Source organism: Pseudomonas sp. S12(2018) (assembly GCF_024355235.1).
Classification (GTDB): Bacteria; Pseudomonadota; Gammaproteobacteria; order Pseudomonadales; family Pseudomonadaceae; genus Aquipseudomonas; species Aquipseudomonas palmensis.
In genome coordinates this window covers 308,215-328,235 of record NZ_QLAD01000002.1, presented here as the reverse complement: position 1 = coordinate 328,235, position 20,021 = coordinate 308,215, and the positions used below count along the sequence as shown (strand labels likewise).

The 20,021-nt window shown below is 65.9% G+C and carries 12 protein-coding genes and 1 pseudogene; 6 read left to right on the top strand and 7 right to left on the bottom strand.

The window, feature by feature from the left end; translation table 11 throughout:
• The first annotated feature begins 109 nt into the window (after positions 1-109).
• Positions 110-1,534 (top strand): gamma-aminobutyraldehyde dehydrogenase, encoded by a 1,425-nt coding sequence (locus tag DN388_RS05405; RefSeq protein WP_054915058.1) that lies wholly within the window; start codon positions 110-112, stop codon positions 1,532-1,534.
• A 95-nt stretch (positions 1,535-1,629) separates the two neighbouring features.
• On the opposite strand, the gene DN388_RS05400 is transcribed toward DN388_RS05405, so the two are convergent.
• Positions 1,630-4,560 (bottom strand): membrane-targeted effector domain-containing toxin, encoded by a 2,931-nt coding sequence (locus DN388_RS05400; RefSeq protein WP_254997380.1) that lies wholly within the window; start codon positions 4,558-4,560, stop codon positions 1,630-1,632.
• Between the two features lie 131 nt (positions 4,561-4,691).
• Positions 4,692-7,592: a membrane-targeted effector domain-containing toxin gene (locus tag DN388_RS05395; RefSeq protein WP_254997378.1), complete on the bottom strand. Its 2,901-nt coding sequence runs from the start codon at positions 7,590-7,592 to the stop codon at positions 4,692-4,694.
• A 215-nt stretch (positions 7,593-7,807) separates the two neighbouring features.
• On the opposite strand from DN388_RS05395, the gene DN388_RS05390 reads away from it, so the two are divergent.
• Both DN388_RS05390 and tadA read left to right on the top strand, forming a co-directional pair.
• Positions 7,808-9,190, top strand: a complete 1,383-nt coding sequence (locus DN388_RS05390; protein ID WP_054915055.1) for a multicopper oxidase family protein — start codon at positions 7,808-7,810, stop codon at positions 9,188-9,190.
• Positions 9,190-9,672 carry a tRNA adenosine(34) deaminase TadA gene (tadA, locus tag DN388_RS05385; protein ID WP_054915054.1) on the top strand — a complete coding sequence of 161 codons (483 nt, stop codon included), beginning with the start codon at positions 9,190-9,192 and terminating at the stop codon, positions 9,670-9,672. Before DN388_RS05390 ends, tadA begins: the two co-directional genes overlap by 1 nt.
• 84 nt (positions 9,673-9,756) lie before the next feature.
• Here tadA and mltF read toward each other — a convergent pair whose 3' ends face one another.
• Complete coding sequence (gene mltF / locus DN388_RS05380) at positions 9,757-11,217, bottom strand: membrane-bound lytic murein transglycosylase MltF (protein ID WP_043860640.1); 1,461 nt, start codon at positions 11,215-11,217, stop codon at positions 9,757-9,759.
• 236 nt (positions 11,218-11,453) lie between these two features.
• Between mltF and purL the strand changes: the two are divergent.
• Positions 11,454-15,351: pseudogene (purL, locus tag DN388_RS05375) on the top strand (phosphoribosylformylglycinamidine synthase).
• 2 nt (positions 15,352-15,353) lie between these two features.
• A complete protein-coding gene (locus tag DN388_RS05370; protein ID WP_054915053.1) occupies positions 15,354-15,665 on the top strand; it encodes a YqfO family protein in 312 nt (103 codons plus the stop codon).
• A 99-nt stretch (positions 15,666-15,764) separates the two neighbouring features.
• Here DN388_RS05370 and tatC read toward each other — a convergent pair whose 3' ends face one another.
• The 3 genes from tatC to tatA are packed head-to-tail and all read right to left on the bottom strand — an operon-like array spanning position 15,765 to position 17,007.
• The gene (gene tatC / locus DN388_RS05365; RefSeq protein ID WP_054915052.1) at positions 15,765-16,511 is read right to left on the bottom strand and encodes a twin-arginine translocase subunit TatC; all 747 of its coding nucleotides are present in this window, start codon (positions 16,509-16,511) and stop codon (positions 15,765-15,767) included.
• A complete protein-coding gene (tatB, locus tag DN388_RS05360; RefSeq protein WP_054915051.1) occupies positions 16,508-16,795 on the bottom strand; it encodes a Sec-independent protein translocase protein TatB in 288 nt (95 codons plus the stop codon). Before tatB ends, tatC begins: the two co-directional genes overlap by 4 nt.
• On the bottom strand, positions 16,795-17,007 hold the full coding sequence (gene tatA / locus DN388_RS05355) for a twin-arginine translocase TatA/TatE family subunit (protein WP_043860635.1): 213 nt from the start codon (positions 17,005-17,007) through the stop codon (positions 16,795-16,797). The genes tatB and tatA overlap by 1 nt, the downstream gene beginning before the upstream one ends.
• A 141-nt stretch (positions 17,008-17,148) precedes the next feature.
• Here tatA and gspK point away from each other — a divergent pair, with 141 nt between their 5' ends.
• Positions 17,149-18,114, top strand: a complete 966-nt coding sequence (gspK, locus tag DN388_RS05350) for a type II secretion system minor pseudopilin GspK (protein WP_054915050.1) — start codon at positions 17,149-17,151, stop codon at positions 18,112-18,114.
• 21 nt (positions 18,115-18,135) lie between these two features.
• Here the strand turns inward: gspK and DN388_RS05345 are convergent.
• Positions 18,136-20,021, bottom strand: a 1,886-nt coding sequence (locus DN388_RS05345) for a PhoX family phosphatase (RefSeq protein ID WP_254997344.1), incomplete at its 5' end; no start/stop codon positions are given.

The window sequence follows — 20,021 nt, the reverse complement described above, 5'->3', positions numbered from 1 at the left end:
CGGCGCCTGCCCCCCCTGTAATGCTCCCCCTGTGCGCAGCCCGGCTGCGGGCACGGGGCGCTTGCGACTTTTTTATGGCGGCGGCCAACCTCGCCGCACAGGAGAACCCATGCAAACCTGCCTGCTGATCAATGGACAACTCATCGCCGGTGAAGGCGAAACCCTGGCGGTGCTCAACCCGTCCCTGGGGGCCACGCTGGTGGAGATCCCCGAGGCCAGCCTGGCCCAGGTCGATGCCGCGGTGTGCGCTGCGGATGCGGCGTTCGACAGCTGGTCGCAGACCACCCCCAAGGACCGTTCGCTGCTGCTGCTCAAACTGGCCGATGCGATCGACGCCCACGCCCCGGAGCTGGCGCGCCTGGAAGCGGACAACTGCGGCAAGCCCTACGCGGCGGCGCTCAACGACGAGCTGCCGGGCGTGGCCGACGTGTTCCGCTTCTTTGCCGGTGCCAGCCGCTGCCTGCAAGGCAGCGCCGCCGGCGAGTACCTGGAAGGGCACACCTCGATGATCCGCCGCGACCCGGTGGGCGTGGTGGCCTCCATCGCACCGTGGAACTACCCGCTGATGATGGCCGCCTGGAAGCTCGGGCCGGCCCTGGCCGCAGGCAATACCGTGGTGCTCAAGCCGTCCGAGCAGACGCCGCTGACCACCCTCAAGCTGGCGCAACTGATGGCGGAGATTTTCCCGGCAGGCGTGGTGAACGTGGTCTTCGGCCGCGGCCCGAGTGTCGGCAAGCCCCTGACCGGGCACCCCAAGGTACGCATGGTGTCGTTGACCGGCTCGGTGGCCACGGGCAGCCGCATCATCGCCGGCACCGCCGACAGCGTGAAACGCATGCACATGGAGCTGGGCGGCAAGGCCCCGGTGATCGTGTTCGATGATGCCGATATCGATGCCGTGGTCGAAGGCGTGCGTAGCTTCGGCTTCTACAATGCCGGCCAGGACTGCACCGCCGCCTGCCGCCTGTATGTGCAGAAGGGCGTGTACGCGGCGTTCGTGAAGAAGCTCGGCGAGGCGGTGGCCAGCATCCGCTACGGCCTGCAGGACGACCCTGACACCGAGCTCGGGCCGCTGATCACCCAGCAGCATCTGGAGCGCGTGGAAGGCTTTGTGCAGCGCGCCCGCGAGCAGTCGCACATCGAGGTGGTGACCGGTGGCCAGCGTGTCGCCGGGCCAGGGTTCTTCTTCGAGCCGACCGTACTTGCCGGCGCCCGGCAGGACGACGAGGTGGTGCGCCATGAGATCTTCGGCCCGGTAGTCACGGTCACCGCCTTCGACGACGAGGCCCAGGCCCTGGCGTGGGCCAACGATTCGGACTACGGCCTGGCCTCCTCGGTTTGGACCCGCGACGTGGGCCGCGCCCACCGTTTGGCCGCACGCCTGCAATACGGCTGCACCTGGGTCAACACGCACTTCATGCTGGTCAGCGAAATGCCCCACGGCGGCGCCAAGCTCTCCGGCTATGGCAAGGACATGTCGATGTATGGCCTGGAGGACTACACCACCGTGCGCCATGTGATGTTCAAGCACTAGTTGACGCACCAGGCCTAGCGGCCCGGTTGCCGCGAGGCGAAAGCAAGGGCAAGGCCAGGCGGCCTTGCCCTTTTTTCATCGCCGCCTGCCTGGCGTCACAGCGGCACGTACTTCAAGCCGTACCGGGACAGCTGGAAGGCCATTTCCGACAGGTCCGGCAGGCGTCGCTTGTCCAGCCATGGCCAGCTGGCGCGTTCGATATAGATGAACTCACCGTCCCTTGCGATGGGCGTGTAGTGCAGCGCCAGGTCCTTGCTGCGGTGTATCAGGGTCATCTTGCCGTCGATGTCCTTGAAGCCGAACGCCCCCGGTTTGGCCAGCCGGCTTTCCAGCGTGCCCGAGGCCGAGGGCGGCTGGGCAATCGGCACCTGCAGGCGCAGGTCGCCCTGCACGCGGGTTTCGCGGATACCGTCGTCCACTGCGTAAAGCCCCGGGTCGCGGCCCACGCTTGCGCTGCTGCCGATTTCGATGTCCTCGACGCGCACACCGATCACACCTTGCAGTTCGCTGACCCCGGGCACGCTCTCGAAGGTGTTGGCGTGGGTGTTGCCCATCAGTGCAACCCATTTGCCGGCGCCATGGGCAGCCTGGTCGGCAGCGATCACGCGGTGGGCGAAGAAGTTCATCATCTTCTGGCGAATCGCGGGTGGTCGGGGGCCCATCCATGCCTGGCGGTAACTGGCCATGCAATCGATGGCCTGTATCCGGATGCCCTGTTTCTGCGCGCTCCTGAGCACCTGCATGAAGGTGTAGCGCTGGGCGGGGTCGGTGTGCCAGCCGCGGTCCAGATCGGTCACGTAGGTCTTGAGTGCCTGGGGCATCTGCCCGGTCTGGTTGAACAGGTCCAGGTCGGCCTGCTGGAAGTCGGTCATCAGGTGCTCCATGTACAGCACCCGCACCTTCTGCTGCTTGAGCAGGGCCATGTTCTCGATCAGAAACTGCTTGCTGCCCAGTTGTGAATGGGCTTCGCCGACCACCAGGCCCTCGCTGTTTTCGTACACGCTGCGAATGATCTGCCTGGCGCTGGCATCGGCAGCCAATGTTGGCAGCGGTGGCCGCTGCGGCAGGCTTGCGGTGCTGAAAAACGCTTCGGCGTCGTCGACCAGCAGGTCGCGCAAGGTGCGAAATTGCGCGTAGGCCTGTTCGCGGGCGGGGTTGTTGGGGGAGAACGTGCGCCCGCTCAGGTTCGACTCCTCGCCACCGTTGGAGGCCTTGAGCAATTCGGGCTGCAGCGCCTTGTCGACTTCATAGGGGGTGGGCACGCGTTCCGGGCCGGGCGCGGGTACCTGGGCCTGGCCCCAGAGCTTGAGGCGAAAGCGTGGCGCCCCGCCTTTCAGACCCTGCTCCAGCGGTTGCCATACGCCTTCGTCGTTCAGGCCAATGGGCACGTTGCGGTAGAACGAGTAGGGGTTCTGCGGGTCGACCACCGCCCATGAGCGCAGCTCGCCGATGTAGCGCACGTGATAGGGGAACCCGTCTATCTGGGCATAGAAGCCATCGTCCAGGGTGTAGATACCCTGGAATTTGCCGCTGCCGGTGGCGTGCCCGTCCAGCAGCACGTTGGTTTCGAACGGGGCCAGCAGTTGCGAGCGCTCGGCCGGTATCAGCGGCGCAGGTGCCCACTCGGCGAGTTCCGCCGGGGTGGCCATTGGCGTGTGTTCGGGCTCGACGGGTGCAGTCTGCGTGCCCGCGTCCAGGCTGGGTTCGATCTCGGCGATTTCACCGGTGACGGCCGGGCCTGCGAGCAGGGTGGCATTGAACAGCGTGTTGATGGCCGCCAGCACGGCGCCGATCACGCCGGCCTTGCGTTGGGCAGTGGTGTGCCCGTTGACCGCCTGATCGATGTTCAGGCCGGTTTCGGCCAGCCCGGCGCCCACGGCAGCCAGCGCTACCGGCCAGTCGACCGCGGCCATGGCACTGGCGAACGTGCCGAAGGCCTTGAGGTAGCCGATCCACAGTTGCTTGCGCAGGTCGGCGTTGGAGCGCAGCGAGAAGTGCGCATCGTCGATCATGCGCTGACGCGCTGCATCGCGCAGGTGGGTGAACCCGTCGCCATGCACGGTCGTGTTCGACTGGTTGAGTGCGTCGTGACCGTTGCCGCCCCAGTTGTTGAACAGCACGTCGATCAGGTGCTCGAGCCCCACCGCGCTGGCTTTTTCGCCGTGGTCCGCAAGGGCGAAGTGGGTCATGAAGCGTGCGCGGTTCTGCGCCGCATTGGTGTTGTGCAGCACCCACCAGTACAGCTCGCTGTGGTTGGCGAACAGGTGCAGGGCGTCGACCTCGCCCGGGATGTAGAGCAACTGGTAACCGTCGTCGAGTTCTACCCGCAGGATATCGGTGGCCACATGGCCGCCGATGTCGAAGGTGCACAGGCGCACCCCCGCCACCGGCCTGGCCTGTTGTTGCAACTGGCTCAGCGAGGGCGGCCAGCTGGCGTCACCGGCCAGGGCAGTGGCCACCCGCCGCAAGCGTGCCAGGCGGGCGGGGTCGGTCTGGTGTGCGCAGGTTTCGAGCACCTTGCTCAGGAAGTTGGCCTTGGCCAGGGTGCGGAAGTTGTCCGAATGACGGGCCCAGAAGCGGGTCAGGTCCTGGTGGAAGGCGCTGCAGAAGTCGACCTTCCACAGCTCGTCGAGTACCTCGCGCGGGGCCATCGGCACTTCATCGCGCTCATCGAACAGGCCTGTACCCGGCCCGCGGCTGTAGAAGCCGGTGCGGTAGCCGAGCAGGTCGGCGTTGTCCTGGTCGTTGACATCGAACCGCTGCATCACCAGTTGCGGCAGTGTCAGCGATTCGCTGGGCGGGCCGAGGTGTTCCCAGCCGCTGAAGGTGCGCGGGCTGCTATGCGCGGTGTTGAACCGGTGCAGGTACACCGCGTCCGGGTCCAGCGTGCTGCGGGTGTGCTTCTTCAGGATATGGCTGGCGATGTCGCGGGCCATCTGGCGCATGTCGGGGCAATGCTTGACCAGTTGTCGGGCCAGGTTCTGCAGCTGTTCGTGGTCGTGGGTCTGTTGGGCGGTCAGGGGCATGGCGGTACTTCCGTGTCAGGGGCGAGGGGCCAGCTTGGCCGGGGGCGGCGAGCAGCGTGCGGTAAGTAAGTAGTGCGGGCCGCCCAGCCAGCCCGGGCCGTCCAGGCAGCAAGCAAAGCTGGGCGGCGCCGTTACAGTGGCACGAAGGTCAGCCCGTTGGATGTCACCAGGGTCGACAGTTGCGCCAGGCTTGGCATGCGGCGCTTGTCCACGCGTGGCCAGCTCGCCCGATCGATGTAGTAGAACGTGCCGTCCCGTTGGATGGGGGTGTAGTGCAGCGTCAGGTCCTTGCTGCGGTGGATCATCTGCAAGGTCCCCTCCACCTGGGTGAAACTGAAGGAGCCGACAGCGCGCAGCTTTTCTTCCAGGGTGCGTGCCACGCCGTGTGCGGGAGCAATGGGCACCTGCAGCAGCAGATCGCATTTGACCGCCGCCAGGTTGGCCGCCTGGTCGGGTTGGATACCGGGGTCCACGCCGAATCGCACAGGCAGCCCGCACTCGATGTCTTCGATGCGCAGGCCGATGGCGCCCTGCAGCTCGGCAAGCCCTGGCACGCCGTCAAACGTATTGGTGTGGGTGTTGCCCACGAAGGCGATCCACCTGCTGGGGTGCAGGGCCTGGTCTGCTGCAATGACCCGATGGGCAAAGAAGTTCATCATCTGTTGGCGGATCGGGCCCGGCGGGGTGGCCAGCCAGGCCTGACGATAGCTGGCCATGCAGTCGATGGCCTGGAGGCGGACCTGGTTGGCCTGTGCGGTGAGCATCACCTGCTGGAAGGTATAGCGTCCGCTGCTGTCGGTGGCCTGGCTTCGGTCCAGTTCGGCCACATAGTCGCGCAGGTGCTGGCTCATGTTGCCTGTGCGGTTGAACGCATCGAGGTCGGCCTGATGAAAGTCCGTCAGCAGATGCTCCAGGTACAGCACCTTGACCTTCTGCTTGCGCAGTTGCGCCATGTTGTCGATCAGAAAGCGTTTGCTGCCCAGGTGTGCGTGGCATTCGCCGATCACCACGCCGTCGCAGCGGGAGTAGCAACCACACAAGATCTGCTTGGGCGCCGGGTTGCTTTCGAACAGCGGCAGTTGCGGGCGTGGCGGCAGCTCCACCGTGCTCAGGTACTCCCTGGCGTCGTTCAGCAGCTTGCTGCGCAGCTTGCGAAACAGGTCGCAGGCTTCTTCCAGGTGTGGCTGATTGGCCCGGTAGGTAATGCCGCTGAGCTGTTCGTCATCCACTGAACGCAGCTGTGCCTGCTGGCGCGGGAGCAGCTCGTAGGGCGTGGGGATACGTTCGGCAGGGGGTGGCGCGTAGTCGCTGCGGCCCCACAGTTTGAGGCGAAAGCGCGGTGTACCCCCCAGAAGGCGGCCCTGCGCGACGGGCTCCCACTGCTGTTGCGCAGTGAGCCGGATGGGCACGTTGCGGTAGAACGAAAAGGGCGCGTTCGGGTCGATCACCACCCAGCTCTTGAGCTCGCCCACGTACCGCACCTGGTAGGCGAAATCGCCGATCGCTACATAGAAACCGTCGGCCAGCGAGTAGATGCCCTGCATCTTGCCAACCCCGGGTTTTTCGCCATCGAGCAGGGCATTGGTCTCGAAGGTGGCCAGGCGCTGGGAAGCCGGTGTCGGTCGCAGGGGGGCGGGCACCTGGGCGTCAATATCCTCGGCAGTGGCAAGGGGTTCGTCCTCGGCCTCCACATAGGGCTCGGCGACGGCGGGCACCTCGCCGTCGACCCGTATCGCTTCACCGGTCTCCTCGCCGAGCAGCGTCGCGTTGAACAGCGTGTCGATGGAGGCCAGTACGGCGCCGATGACGCCCGCCTGGCGCTCGGCAGTGGTGTGGCCGTTGATCGCCTCGTCGATGGACAGGCCGGTCTCGCCAAGCCCTGCGCCCACGGCAGCCAGTGCAACCGGCCAGTCGAAGGCGGCCATTGCCCCGGCGAACCGGGTAAAGGCATGCAGGTCCGCCACCCACATCTGTTTGCGCAGGTCGGCGTTGGAGCGCAGGGCGAAGTGCGCGTCGTCGCTCATGCGCTGTCGCGCCGCATCGCGCAGGTAGCTGAATGCATCCTGCTCGACCGGCTTGTCCAGCAGGTTGATGGCATCGTGTGCGCTGCCGGCCCAGTTGGAGAACAGCAGGTCGATCAGATGCTCGAGCCCGACCCCGGCGGGGTTTTCGGCATGGCTGGACAACGCGAAGTGGGCCATCAGGCGCGCGCGGTTATCTGCGGCATTGGTGTTCTGCAGCACCCACCAGTAAAGCTGCGCAGGGTTGGCAAACAGGTGCAGGGCCGTGACCTCGCCGGGCATGTACAGCACCTGGTAGCCATCGGGCAGCACGGCACGCAGCATGTCGCTGGCGACGTAGCCGCCGATGTCGAAGGCATGCAGGCGCACCCCCTGGTCGGGAACATGCGTTTGCTGCAGTTGTTCGAGGGTGGGCGGCCAGTCGGTGACGCCGGCCAGTGCCCGGGCCAGCAGGCGGTAGCGTTTGCGCTGTTCGGGCAGGTCTGCGTGTTCGCAGGCTTCCACCACCTTGCTCAGGAAGTTGGCCTTGGCCATGCTGCGAAACGCCTCTGCACTGTCGGCCCAGAACGCCTGCATCTTCTGTTTGAAGACCGAGCTGAAGTCGATCTGCCAGAAGTAGCGCAGCACATCGGCCGGTGCCATGGGGACTTCGTTGCGTTCATCGAACACCCCGGCATGCGCGCCTTCGCGGTAGAAGCCGGTGCGGTAGCCGAGCAGGTCGGCGTTGTCCTGGTCGTTGGCGTCGAAGCGCTGCATCACCAGTTGCGGCAACGTCAGCGACTGGTAGGGCAGCTCACGGTGCTCCCAGCCGCTGAAGCTTCTGGGGTTGGACTGGGCCGCCTTGAAACGGTGCAGGTACACGGTGTCCGGATCGAGGCTGCTGCGGGCGAACTTCTTCAGGGCGTCGACGGCCACCTCACGGGCCATCTGGCGCATGTCCGGGCAGTTGACGACGAGCTGGCGCGCAATGTCCTGAAGCTGCGCGCGTTGTGGGTTGGGGGGCTGGGGCATGGCGATCCTTCCTTGGTCTGGGCCATGGCAGGATGGGCTGGCTCCAGCGGGCAGGTGCGGTAGATAGTGCTGCGCGGGTGGGTGCGGCATCGTGTGCCGCTGCCGGGGCAACTCTTCACTTAAAGTTTCGCAAATGCAGGTGTATCGTATTCGCCCTTACCGCCAGCCCGGTCATGGCTGGCAGGCTGTTTTCGCGATACGAGGTGCCTGTTCCGATGTCCTTTACCCGTCGACAAATGCTCAAGGGGCTGACTGGCCTGGTGGTGGTTGGCCTGGGCGCCGGGGGCGCCGCACGTTACTGGATGGGCAAGGTCGAGGACGAGCAGGCCGGGCATGACTATGAACTGATCGCCGCGCCGCTGGACGTCGAGCTGGTGGCCGGGCACACCACCCAGGCCTGGGCGTTCGGCCCGTCCGCGCCGGGCACCGAGCTACGGGTGCGCCAGGGGCAGTGGCTGCGGGTGCGGTTCATCAACCACCTGCCGGTGGCCACCACCATCCACTGGCACGGTATCCGCCTGCCGCTGGAAATGGACGGCGTGCCCTACGTGTCGCAGCTGCCAGTGCTGCCGGGCGAGTACTTCGACTACAGGTTCCGCGTGCCGGATGCCGGCAGCTTCTGGTACCACCCCCACGTCAACAGCAGCGAAGAGCTGGGCCGCGGCCTGGTCGGCCCGCTGATCGTGGAGGAGCGCGAGCCCACCGGTTTCAAGCACGAGCGCACCCTGAGCCTGAAGAACTGGCACGTGGACGAGCAGGGCAACTTCGTCGAGTTCAGCGTGCCGCGCGAAGCGGCCCGTGGCGGCACCGCAGGGCGCCTGATCACCATCAACGGGCAGCCCGACGCGGTGGTGGAAATGCCCGCCGGGCAGATCGTGCGGGTGCGCCTGCTGAACCTGGACAACACCCTGACCTACCGCATCAATCTCAAGGGCGACTTCGAGGCGCGTATCTATGCGCTGGATGGCAACCCGATCACCCCGCGCCCATTGGGCAAGGACTACTGGCTGGGCCCCGGCATGCGCATCTGCCTGGCCATCCGCATGCCGGCAGCCGGTGAGGAGCTGTCGCTGCGCGACGGCTCGGTGCGCCTGGGCACCCTGCGTTCGGTGGCCAGCAGCGAGGCACCGGGCGACTGGCCACCGGCGCTGCCGGCCAACCCCATCGCCGAGCCGGACCTGGCCAACGCCGAGAAGATCAACTTCAATTTCGAGTGGGTAGGCTCGGTGTCGGTCAATACCGAGAACGGCAAGCCGCCAAGCCTGTGGCAGATCAACGGGCAGGCCTGGGACATCACCGACAAGACCTGTTCCGACCGGCCGATTGCCACCTTGAAGAAGGGCAAGAGCTACATCTTCGAGCTCAAGAACATGACCCAGTACCAGCACCCGATCCACCTGCACGGCATGAGTTTCAAGGTGCTCAGCTCCAATCGCCACAAGATCCCGGAGCAGTACTTCACCGACACCTACCTGCTGGGCAAGAACGAGCGGGCGCAGGTGGCGCTGGTGGCGGATAACCCCGGCACCTGGATGTTCCATTGCCACGTGATCGATCACATGGAAACCGGCCTGATGGCCGCCATCGAGGTGGCGTGATGCGTCAGCCGCAGATCATCGACCGCAGCCGCGACCAGCACTTCATGCGCCTGGCGCTGGAGCTGGCGGCGCAGGGGGCTGCATTGGGCGAGGTGCCGGTGGGCGCGGTGCTGGTGCAGCACGGCGAGGTGATCGGGCAGGGCTTCAACTGCCCGATCAGCGGCAGCGACCCCAGTGCGCACGCCGAAATGGTGGCCATTCGCGCGGCGGCGCAGGCGGCCAGCAACTACCGGCTGCCGGGCAGCACGCTGTATGTGACGCTGGAGCCGTGCAGCATGTGCGCCGGGCTGATCGTGCATTCGCGGGTCAACCGCGTGGTGTTCGGGGCCCTGGAACCCAAGGCCGGGATCGTGCAGAGCCAGGGGCAATTCTTTACCCAGGGGTTTCTGAACCACCGGGTGCTGTTCGAGGGCGGGGTGCTGGCCGAGGAGTGCGGGGCGATTCTGACCGAGTTCTTCAGGGCTCGGCGGGCCAAGGCCTGATAACCGTGGTGTGACCATCGCGGGTCAAGCCCGCTCCCCCGTTGTTGCGGGAGCGGGCTGGGCCCGCGATACAGGCGCTGCAAACTAGAGCGGCGGCGAAGCGTCGGCCGGTTTGGTCTTGTTGACCCCCGGCACATGCAGGTTGCCTTCGGCCACCTGGCTCCCCTCCAGCTGCGGCTGGGTCACCCAGGTCAGGATGTCGTAGTAGCGCCGGATGTTGGCCACGAAATGCACCGGCTCGCCGCCACGGGCATAGCCGTAGCGGGTCTTGCTGTACCACTGCTTCTGCGACAGGCGCGGCAGCATCTTCTTCACGTCCAGCCACTTGTTCGGGTTCAGCCCCTCGCGCTTGGCCAGCTTGCGTGCATCGTCCAGGTGGCCGCTGCCCACGTTGTAGGCGGCCAGGGCAAACCAGGTGCGGTCCGGCTCCTCGATGTCGTCATCGAGCTCCTTCTTCACATGCATGAAATACTTGGCCCCGCCCTCGATGCTCTGGCGCGGGTCGAGCCGGTTGGACACGCCCATGGCCTGGGCGGTGCGCTGGGTCAGCATCATCAGCCCGCGCACGCCGGTCTTGGAGGTGACCTCGGCCTGCCACATCGACTCCTGGTAACCGATCGCCGCCAGCAGGCGCCAGTCCACCTGTTCCTTCTTGGCCGAGGTCTTGAAGTGGTTCTCGTAGCGCGGCAGGCGCTGCTGCAGGTGCTGGGCGAAGGTGTAGGCGCCGACATAGCCGAGCACGTCCACGTGGCCGTAGTAGCGGTCCTTGAGCCGTTGCAGGGTGCCGTTCTTGTGCACCTTGTCGATGAATTCGTTGATTTCGTTGAGCAGGCTGTTGTCTTCGCCGGCCGCCACCGCCCAGCGCTGGTCGCGCCCGTCGCCCAGGTCGAAGGCGACCCGCACGTTGGGGAAGTACACCTGGTTCATCGCCACTTCGTTGGAGTCGACCAGGGTCAGGTCGATCTGGCCCTCGTCGACCATGCGCAGCAGGTCGACCACCTCGACCTGGTCGGACTCTTCATATTGCAGGGCCGGGTACTGTTTTTTCAGCTCTGCCAGCTGTTCGGCATGGCTGCTGCCCTTGAGTACCAGAATGCGCTTGCCGACCAGGTCGCCGGCGTCGGTGGGGCGGGGCTTGCCGTTGCGGTAGATGATCTGCGGGGTGACTTCGAGATACGGGTGGGAAAAACGTACCTGCTGCTTGCGCTGCTCGCTGCTTACCAGGCCCGCTGCCGCCAGCACCGGGCCGTTCGGCTGGCCGAGCTGGTTGAACAGGTCGTCGAGGTTGTCGGCGGTCTCGATCTGCAGCTTCACGCCCAGGTCGTCGGCAAAGCGCTGGACCAGCTCGTACTCGAAGCCGGTTTCGCCGTTGCGGTCCTGGAAGTAGGTGGCCGGGCTGTTGCGGGTGATCACGCGCAGCACGCCGTCCTCCTTGACACGCTCCAGGGTGCTGGGTTTTTCAACACAGGCACCGAGCATCAGGAAGAGTCCGGTTGCGATGAGCCATTTGGCACAACGCTGGCGCAAAGCAGTCTGGGCAAACATAGGGTGCAGTATACGCAAAGGACCTGCCGCGCCATATCTCGACAACATCCGGCTTGTCTGCTAGCACAGCCCGATAAAACCGCGTCGGGACGGGTTTTTGTCATCTCGTGAAGCACTCTTGTCGGCTTGCCGACATTCGGCCTGTCGCCGATGCAGCGTTTCGGGTGCCGTCGGCGGCGGTTTAGGCTAGAATGCACGGCCTCTAAGCACACCCCCTTCCTGAGGCTGTCCCGACGATGTTGATCCTGCGCGGCGCTCCTGCCCTTTCTGCCTTTCGCCACGGTAAATTACTCGAGCAACTGAGCCAGAAAGTCCCCGCTGTTAGTGGTTTGTACGCTGAATTCGCCCATTTCGCCGAGGTTGACGGCGAGCTGAGTGCCGACCAACAGCATGTGCTCGCGCGCCTGCTCAAGTACGGCCCGAGCGTGCCGGTACAGGAGCCCAGCGGTCGCCTGTTCCTGGTCATGCCGCGTTTCGGCACCATCTCGCCCTGGTCGAGCAAGGCCAGCGACATCGCCCACAACTGCGGCCTGGAGAACGTCAAGCGCCTGGAGCGTGGTACTGCCTTCTATGTCGGCGGTGAACTGAGCGAGGCCGATGTGGCCGCCGTCGCCGAGCTGCTGCACGACCGCATGACCCAGATCGTGCTGGGCAGGCTCGAAGAGGCCGCCGGCCTGTTCAGCCATGCCGAACCCAAGCCGCTGACCGCCGTCGACATCCTCGGCGGTGGCCGCGCCGCGCTGGAAAAAGCCAACGTCGAGCTGGGCCTGGCCCTGGCCGAAGACGAGATCGACTACCTGGTCACCAGCTTCCAGGGCCTCAAGCGCAACCCGCACGACATCGAACTGATGATGTTCGCCCAGGCCAACTCCGAGCACTGCCGCCACAAGATCTTCAACGCCAGTTGGGATATCGACGGCCAGAGCCAGGAAAAAAGCCTGTTCGGCATGATCAAGAACACCTACCAGATGCACAGCGAAGGCGTGCTGTCCGCTTACAAGGACAACGCCTCGGTGATCGTCGGTTCCACCGCCGGGCGCTTCTTCCCGAACCCTGAAACCCGCCAGTACGGCGCGGTGCAGGAGCCGGTGCACATCCTGATGAAGGTCGAGACCCACAACCACCCGACCGCCATCGCGCCGTTCCCGGGGGCCTCCACCGGTTCCGGCGGCGAGATCCGCGACGAAGGTGCCACCGGTCGCGGCGCCAAGCCCAAGGCCGGCCTCACCGGCTTCACCGTGTCCAACCTGCAGATCCCGGGCTTCGAACAGCCTTGGGAAAAGCCCTACGGCAAGCCGGAGCGCATCGTCACCGCGCTGGACATCATGATCGAAGGCCCGCTGGGCGGCGCGGCGTTCAACAATGAATTCGGGCGCCCGGCACTGACCGGTTACTTCCGTACCTTCGAGCAGTCGATCAACACCCCCCACGGCGAAGAAGTGCGCGGCTACCACAAGCCGATCATGCTCGCCGGCGGCATGGGCAACATCCGCGAAGGCCATGTGCAGAAGGGCGAGATCACCGTCGGCGCCAAGCTGATCGTGCTCGGCGGCCCGGCCATGCTGATCGGCCTGGGTGGCGGTGCTGCCTCGTCGATGGCCACCGGCGCCAGCTCTGCCGACCTCGATTTCGCCTCGGTACAGCGCGAAAACCCGGAAATGGAACGCCGCTGCCAGGAGGTCATCGACCGCTGCTGGCAGCTGGGCGATGCCAACCCCATCGCGTTCATCCATGACGTCGGCGCGGGCGGCCTGTCCAACGCCTTCCCCGAGCTGGTCAACGACGGCGGCCGTGGCGGTCGTTTCGAGCTGCGCAACGTGCCCAACGACGAGCCGGGCATGGCGCCGCTGGAAATCTGGAGCAACGAGTCCCAGGAACGCTATGTGCTGGCGGTCGACGCCAAGGACCTGGAGCGTTTCACCGCCATCTGCGAACGCGAGCGCTGCCCGTTCGCGGTGGTCGGCGAAGCCACTGCCGAACCGCAACTGACCGTCACCGACAGCCACTTCGGCAACAGCCCGGTGGACATGCCGCTGGAAGTGCTGCTGGGCAAGGCCCCGCGCATGCACCGTTCGGTCAGCCGCGAAGCCGAGCTGGGCGACGATTTCGACCCGAGCACCCTGGACCTCGCCGACTCGGTACAGCGCGTGCTGCGCCACCCGGCCGTGGCCAGCAAGAACTTCCTGATCACCATCGGTGACCGCACCATCACCGGCCTGGTCGCCCGCGACCAGATGGTCGGTCCATGGCAGGTCCCGGTGGCCGACGTGGCCGTCACCGCCACCAGCTTCGACGTGTACACCGGCGAAGCCATGGCCATGGGCGAGCGCACCCCGCTGGCCCTGCTCGACGCCCAGGCGTCCGGGCGCATGGCGATCGGCGAGACCCTGACCAACATGGCGGCCTCGCGCATCGGCAAGCTGTCCGACATCAAGCTGTCGGCCAACTGGATGTCGGCTGCCGGCCACCCCGGTGAAGACGCGCGCCTGTACGACGCGGTCAAGGCCGTGGGCATGGAACTGTGCCCCGAGCTGGGCCTGACCATTCCGGTGGGCAAGGACTCGATGTCCATGAAGACCCGCTGGGAAGATGAAGGTCGCGAGAAGACCGTGACCTCGCCGATGTCGCTGATCGTGACCGGCTTTGCCCCGGTTACCGACATCCGCAAGACCCTGACCCCGCAACTGCGCATGGACAAGGGCGAAACCGACCTGATCCTGATCGACCTGGGTCGCGGCCAGAACCGCATGGGCGCCTCGATCCTGGCCCAGACCCACGGCAAGCTCGCCAGCCAGGCACCGGACGTCGACGACGCCGAAGACCTCAAGGCGTTCTTCGCGGATCCAGGGCCTGAACGCCGACGGTCACCTGCTGGCCTACCACGACCGCTCCGACGGCGGCCTGCTGGCCACCGCGCTGGAAATGGCCTTCGCCGGCCATTGCGGGCTGAACCTGGAACTGGACACCCTGACCGGCAAGCGCGAGAAAGTCGCGGCCATCCTCTTCAACGAAGAGCTGGGTGCGGTGATCCAGGTGCGCCAGGACGCCACCCCGGACGTGCTGGCCCAGTTCAGCGCCGCCGGCCTTGGCGAAGACTGCGTGGCGGTGATCGGCAAGCCGGTCAATTGTGCCGACGTGGCCATCAGCCTGAACGGCGAAGTGCTGTTCACCGGCGACCGCCGCCTGCTGCAGCGCCAGTGGGCCGAGACCAGCTACCAGATCCAGCGCCTGCGCGACAACGCCGACTGCGCCGACCAGGAGTTCGACGGCCTGCTCGAGGAAGACAACCCGGGCCTGAGCGTCAAGCTGGGCTTCGACGTCAACCACGACATCGCGGCGCCTTACATCAAGAAGGGCATTCGCCCACAGGTGGCGGTACTGCGCGAGCAGGGCGTCAACGGTCAGGTGGAAATGGCTGCGGCGTTCGACCGTGCCGGCTTCAACGCCATCGACGTGCACATGAGCGATATCCTCGCCGGTCGCGTCGACCTGAACGAGTTCAAGGGCATGGTTGCCTGCGGCGGCTTCTCCTACGGTGACGTGCTGGGTGCCGGTGAAGGCTGGGCCAAGTCGGCGTTGTTCAACAGCCGCGCCCGCGACGCCTTCCAGGGCTTCTTCGAGCGTAGCGACAGCTTCACCCTGGGTGTGTGCAACGGTTGCCAGATGATGTCCAACCTGCACGAGCTGATCCCGGGCAGCGAGTTCTGGCCGCACTTCGTGCGCAACCGCTCCGAGCAGTTCGAGGCGCGCGTGGCGATGGTCCAGGTGCAGGAGTCCAACTCGATCTTCCTGCAGGGCATGGCCGGTTCGCGCATGCCGATCGCCATTGCGCACGGTGAAGGGCATGCCGAGTTCGCCAGCGAAGAGGCACTGCTGGAAGCCGACCTGTCCGGTTGCGTGGCCCTGCGTTTCGTCGACAACCACGGCAAGGTCACCGAGACCTACCCGGCCAACCCGAACGGTTCGCCGCGCGGGATCACCGGCCTGACCAGCCGCGACGGGCGCGTCACCATCATGATGCCGCACCCTGAGCGGGTATTCCGTGCGGTGCAGAACTCGTGGCGCCCGGATGACTGGAACGAAGACGCCGCCTGGATGCGCATGTTCCGCAACGCGCGGGCCTGGGTGAACTGAGGGTGTTCAAACTCGCCTTCTTCGTGCCGCCCAGCCATGTGGAGCAGGTCAAGGCCGCTGTGTTCGCCGCCGGTGGCGGACGCATCGGCGCCTACGACAGCTGTGCGTGGCAGGTGCTGGGCCAGGGCCAGTTCCGTCCGTTGAGCGGCAGCCAGCCGTTCATCGGGCAGAGCGGGGTGGTCGAGCAGGTCGAGGAGTGGCGGGTCGAGCTGGTGGTGGACGATGCGCTGGTGGGGCCGGTAGTCGCGGCCCTGAAGGCGAGCCACCCCTACGAGACCCCGGCCTACGAGGTCTGGCAGCTCGCTGATTTCTGATTGGCAGGTCTGCCTCTTCGCCGGCAAGGCTCGCTCATACAGGGTTCATGTGCGACGCAACACCCTGTAGGCGCCGGCCTTGCCGGCGAAGAGGTCCGATCAGGCAACCTCCATCGTCTGCTCCTGCTTGCGCTGCACCCCCGCACACGCCAGCAACCCCACTTCAAACAGTATCCACATCGGCACCGCCAGCAAGGTCTGTGAAAACACGTCCGGCGGGGTCAGCAGCATGCCCACCACAAAGCATCCGACGATCACGTAAGGCCGGCTCTTGCGCAGTGTCGCCACATCCGTCACCCCCGCCCACACCACGATGAAGGTGGCCACCGGTATCTCGAACGCCAGCCCGAACGCCAGAAACAGCGCCAGGATGAAGTCCAGGTACAGGCTGATGTCGGTCATCATCGACACCCCGGCCGGGGTCACGCTGGCGAAAAAACCGAACATCATCGGAAACACCACGAAGAACGCGAAGGCCATGCCGGCATAGAACAGCACGATGCTCGATACCAGCAATGGCAAGGCGATGCGCCGTTCCTTGCGGTACATCCCCGGTGCCACGAACCCCCACACCTGGTGCAGCAGCACCGGCATGGCGACGAACAGCGCAGCCATAAGGGTCAGCTTGAAGGGCGCCAGGAACGGCGACGTCACGCTGGTCGCGATCATGCTCGCGCCTTCGGGCAGGTAACGGCGCAAGGGTTCGGACACGGCGGTATAGAGGGTCTGGGCGAACGGGAACAAACCCAGGAACACCAGCGTGACGGCCAGCAGGCAGCGCACCAGGCGCCGCCGCAGTTCGGTCAGGTGGGCAGTCAGGGGCATGCCCGCTTGGGTATCAGTCATGGGCAGGGTCCATTGGTCGAAGTCGGGGTCGGCTGCGCCTGCAGGCTCACGCCCTGGCGCAGTTCCTGTTCCAGACGCCGCAGTGGCTCGGCATCCAGCTCCTGGGTCAGTGCCTGGGTGTCGAGCTCACGCTCCACCTGTGCACGCAGCGCCCCCATGGCACGCCTGGCCTGGCCCACGCCACGCCCCACGGTGCGCATCGCCACCGGCAGGCGTTCGGGGCCCAGCACCAGCAGCGCCACCACGCCCACCAGCAGCAGCTCGGTAAAGCCGATCTCGAACATCAGCTGCGTTGTTCCGGTTGCCCCTGCTGTACCTGCTGCACCGGGGCAGGGGCGTCCGGGGTGTCGGCCTGCGGGCCGTTGCCCATGGATTTGCGAAAGCCCTGGATCGCCTCGCCCACGTCCGCGCCCAGGCCCTTGAGGCGCTTGGTGCCGAACAGCATGAACACGATCATCAACACGATAACCAGTTGCCAGATCCCGATACCGCCCATGTGAAGCACTCCAAGGTCATGAAAAAGAAGGGTTTATCCTGCCTGCGCTTTATGACGCAAAGGTGACGGGCAACGCCTTTGCCATGTGCCTGAAACATCCGCCGTGTTGACTGGCCGCTCTTTGGCAGAGGTAGCGTGACGATGGGTGGCAAGCGACAGCAGGGCGCGGCATTGCTGATGGTGCTGGTGGTGCTGGCGATGATCGCCGGTGGCCTGGCATGGCTGGTACAGGAGGGGCGCGCCCAGGTCGATGCGGTGCGCCTGGTGCAGCAGCGCGTGCAGGCGCGCGGGCTGGAGCGGGCCGGGCTGGCCTTTGCCGAGCAGGCCCTGCAAGACCCCAGTTGGCGTGCCAGCCCGCTGTTCTGGCAGGCGCTGCGTGGCCAGGCGCTGCCGTATGCGTTCGACGGCGGTTCGGCGACCCTGCGCATCCGCGACCTGCACACCTGTTTCAACGTCAACAGCCTGGTGGGCGAGGATGCCGAGCGTGCCGAACGCCAACTGCAGTACCTGCTGGGCGGCGACATGGCCGCCGCCCAGCTGGCCCAGGCCCTGGCCGACTGGATCGACAGCGATCACCAGGCGCGTCGCGAGGGCGCCGAGAACGATCATTACCTGCGCCAGTCGCCGCCGCGCCTGGCGGCCAATCAGCTGATGCTGGACATGAGCGAGTTGAACCTGCTGCTGGGCCCCGACCCGCAACGCCAGGCACGTTACCCGCAGCTGTGTGCGTTGCCCGAAACCACGCACTGGCGGCTCAATGCGAATGCGCTGAGCCTTGAACAGTTGCCGTTGCTGGAGGCGCTGTATGAGGGAAGGATGAGCCGCTCACTGCTGAGCCGGGTGGTCACTGCACGCCCGGCCACCGGCTACCGGGATGCCGGCGCCTTGCGCCAGGCACTCGGTGCGCTGGACGATGCGACCTTCGAACGCTTGAGTGAGGGGTTGTTGCTCAACAGCGGGGACTTTCTGTTGCAGCTGGAGATCGAGCAGGACGCTCACGTGCTGCGCAGCCAGTACCAGGTACATGCCCGTGGCGTGGTGCAGTGGCATGCCCTGGTGCCGGTGCAGCAGGTGCGGGTAACCCGGCGCGAACCGCTGCCCTGGTAAGGGCAGCGGTGCCGGTCGGGTCTAGACGCCGATTTCACCGCCATCGTTGCGCTGGATCACCACTGTCGAGGCGCGTGGGCGCACGGTGGTGCCGGCGGGGGTGACGGAGGTTGCGACGTCGGTCGACGGCCAGTTCTCCGGGTGCTGGATGTTGACGAAGATCGACTTGTTGTCCGGCGTGAAGGCGATGCCAGTCACCTCGCAGCCGTTGGGGCCGACGAAGAAGCGGCGCAGGTCGACCTGGTTCTGGGCATTGATCGGCACCTGCTTGCCGCTGGCATCGACCAGGTCGGTGGGGATCACCGCCAGCATCTGGTCGTTGGTGTAGTCGGTCAGGGTCGATTCGCCGTTGTCGGTCTGGAACCACAGGATGCCGCGGCTATCGAAGCTCATCCCGTCGGGGCTGGCGAACTGGTTGAGTTCGGTCAGCCCCGAGCGGTTGATGTCGGCGCTGCCGGCGGCGTTGGCGCCGAACACGAAGATGTCCCAGGTAAAGGTCAGGTGGTCGTCGCTGTCGTGCCAGCGGATGATGTGGCCATGCTTGTTCGGCCCGCGCGGGTTGGCGTTGTCGACAGTGGCCGGGGTGCGCTTGCTGTTGTTGGTCAGGGTCAGGTACACGTCGCCGTTGAGCGGGTTGACCGTGGTCCACTCCGGACGGTCCATAGGCGTTGCGCCCAGGGCATCGGCGGCGCCACGGGTGTTGAGGATGATGCCCGGCAGGTCGGTGTACAGCGCGCCCAGGGTGGTGCCGGCCTTGGTGGTGGTGGCGACGTCCAGCAACAGCCAGTGGCCGCTGCCGTCGGCGTCGAAGCGCGCCACGTACAGTTTGCCGTCGTCCATGTACTTGGCACCGGTAGCCAGGCGGTTGCTCGGGTTGGCGTCGGCGGTGTCCCACAGGGCGGTGGAGACGAACTTGTAGAGGTACTCGTTGTTGGAGTCGTCGCCCATGTAGAACACCACCGGCTTGCCGGCTACCGGCAGCGCCGGGCAGCAGCCTTCATGGCGGAAACGCCCCAGGGCGGTGCGCTTGACCGCACGGGTGCTGGCGTCATAGGGGTCGATCTCGACGATGTAGCCGTAGGTGCTGGCTTCGTTGCGGTAGTCGTCGGTGGCCGTCGCGCCGGTGGGGTCAAGAATGAACCGGGTGAACTCGCCGTCCACTTCGCTGGCATCGCCGGCAGCACTTTCCCAGGCGTAGTTGCCCTTGCTGGTGCTCACCCCGATGCGGCGCTGATCGTCCGGCACGGCGCCGCTGGTGTTGACGAAAATTCCTGGCCAGTTCTCTTCGCAGGTGAGGTAGGTGCCCCACGGGGTGAAGCCATTGCCACAGTTGTTGTTGGTGCCGCGGGCTTGGGTACCGGTGTTGGAGAACACGGTCTTGACGTGGTCGCTGCCGCGCAGCGGGCCGGCCAGGTCCATCAGCGTGGCGGTGGTGAATCGGCGGTTGAGCGGGTCGTTGTCGACCACTTGCCAGCGTCCGTTGACCTTGCTCAGGCGCACCACGCCGGCGCCGTGGGCGTTGATTTCCTTGCGCACTTCCTCGGCCGGGCGCTTGCCGCTGCCGTCCACGGTCGGGCCGGCCGGGTGCAGGGCGTCGGCATCGATGTACTCGAAGTTGATCGCCAGCAGGCCGTCGTCGGAGCTGCCGTTGATGGGGAAGAAATGCATGCCGTCATGGTGCATGCCCATGGCGTTGGCCTGGTCGGCGGCAGTGTTGGTGCCGTCGCTTTTCCACGGGTTGCCCGCACTGTTCAGCGGTGTACCCCAGGGTGCCAGCACGTAGGCGCTGTAGCCGTCGGCGACCACGCAGGCGTCGGTGCGCGAACCGGCGATGGAGTTGAAGCCCAGCTTGAGTTTCGGTTTCTCGGGTTCCACCGGAGGGGTCGGCTTGTGGCTCGAGCCCCCGC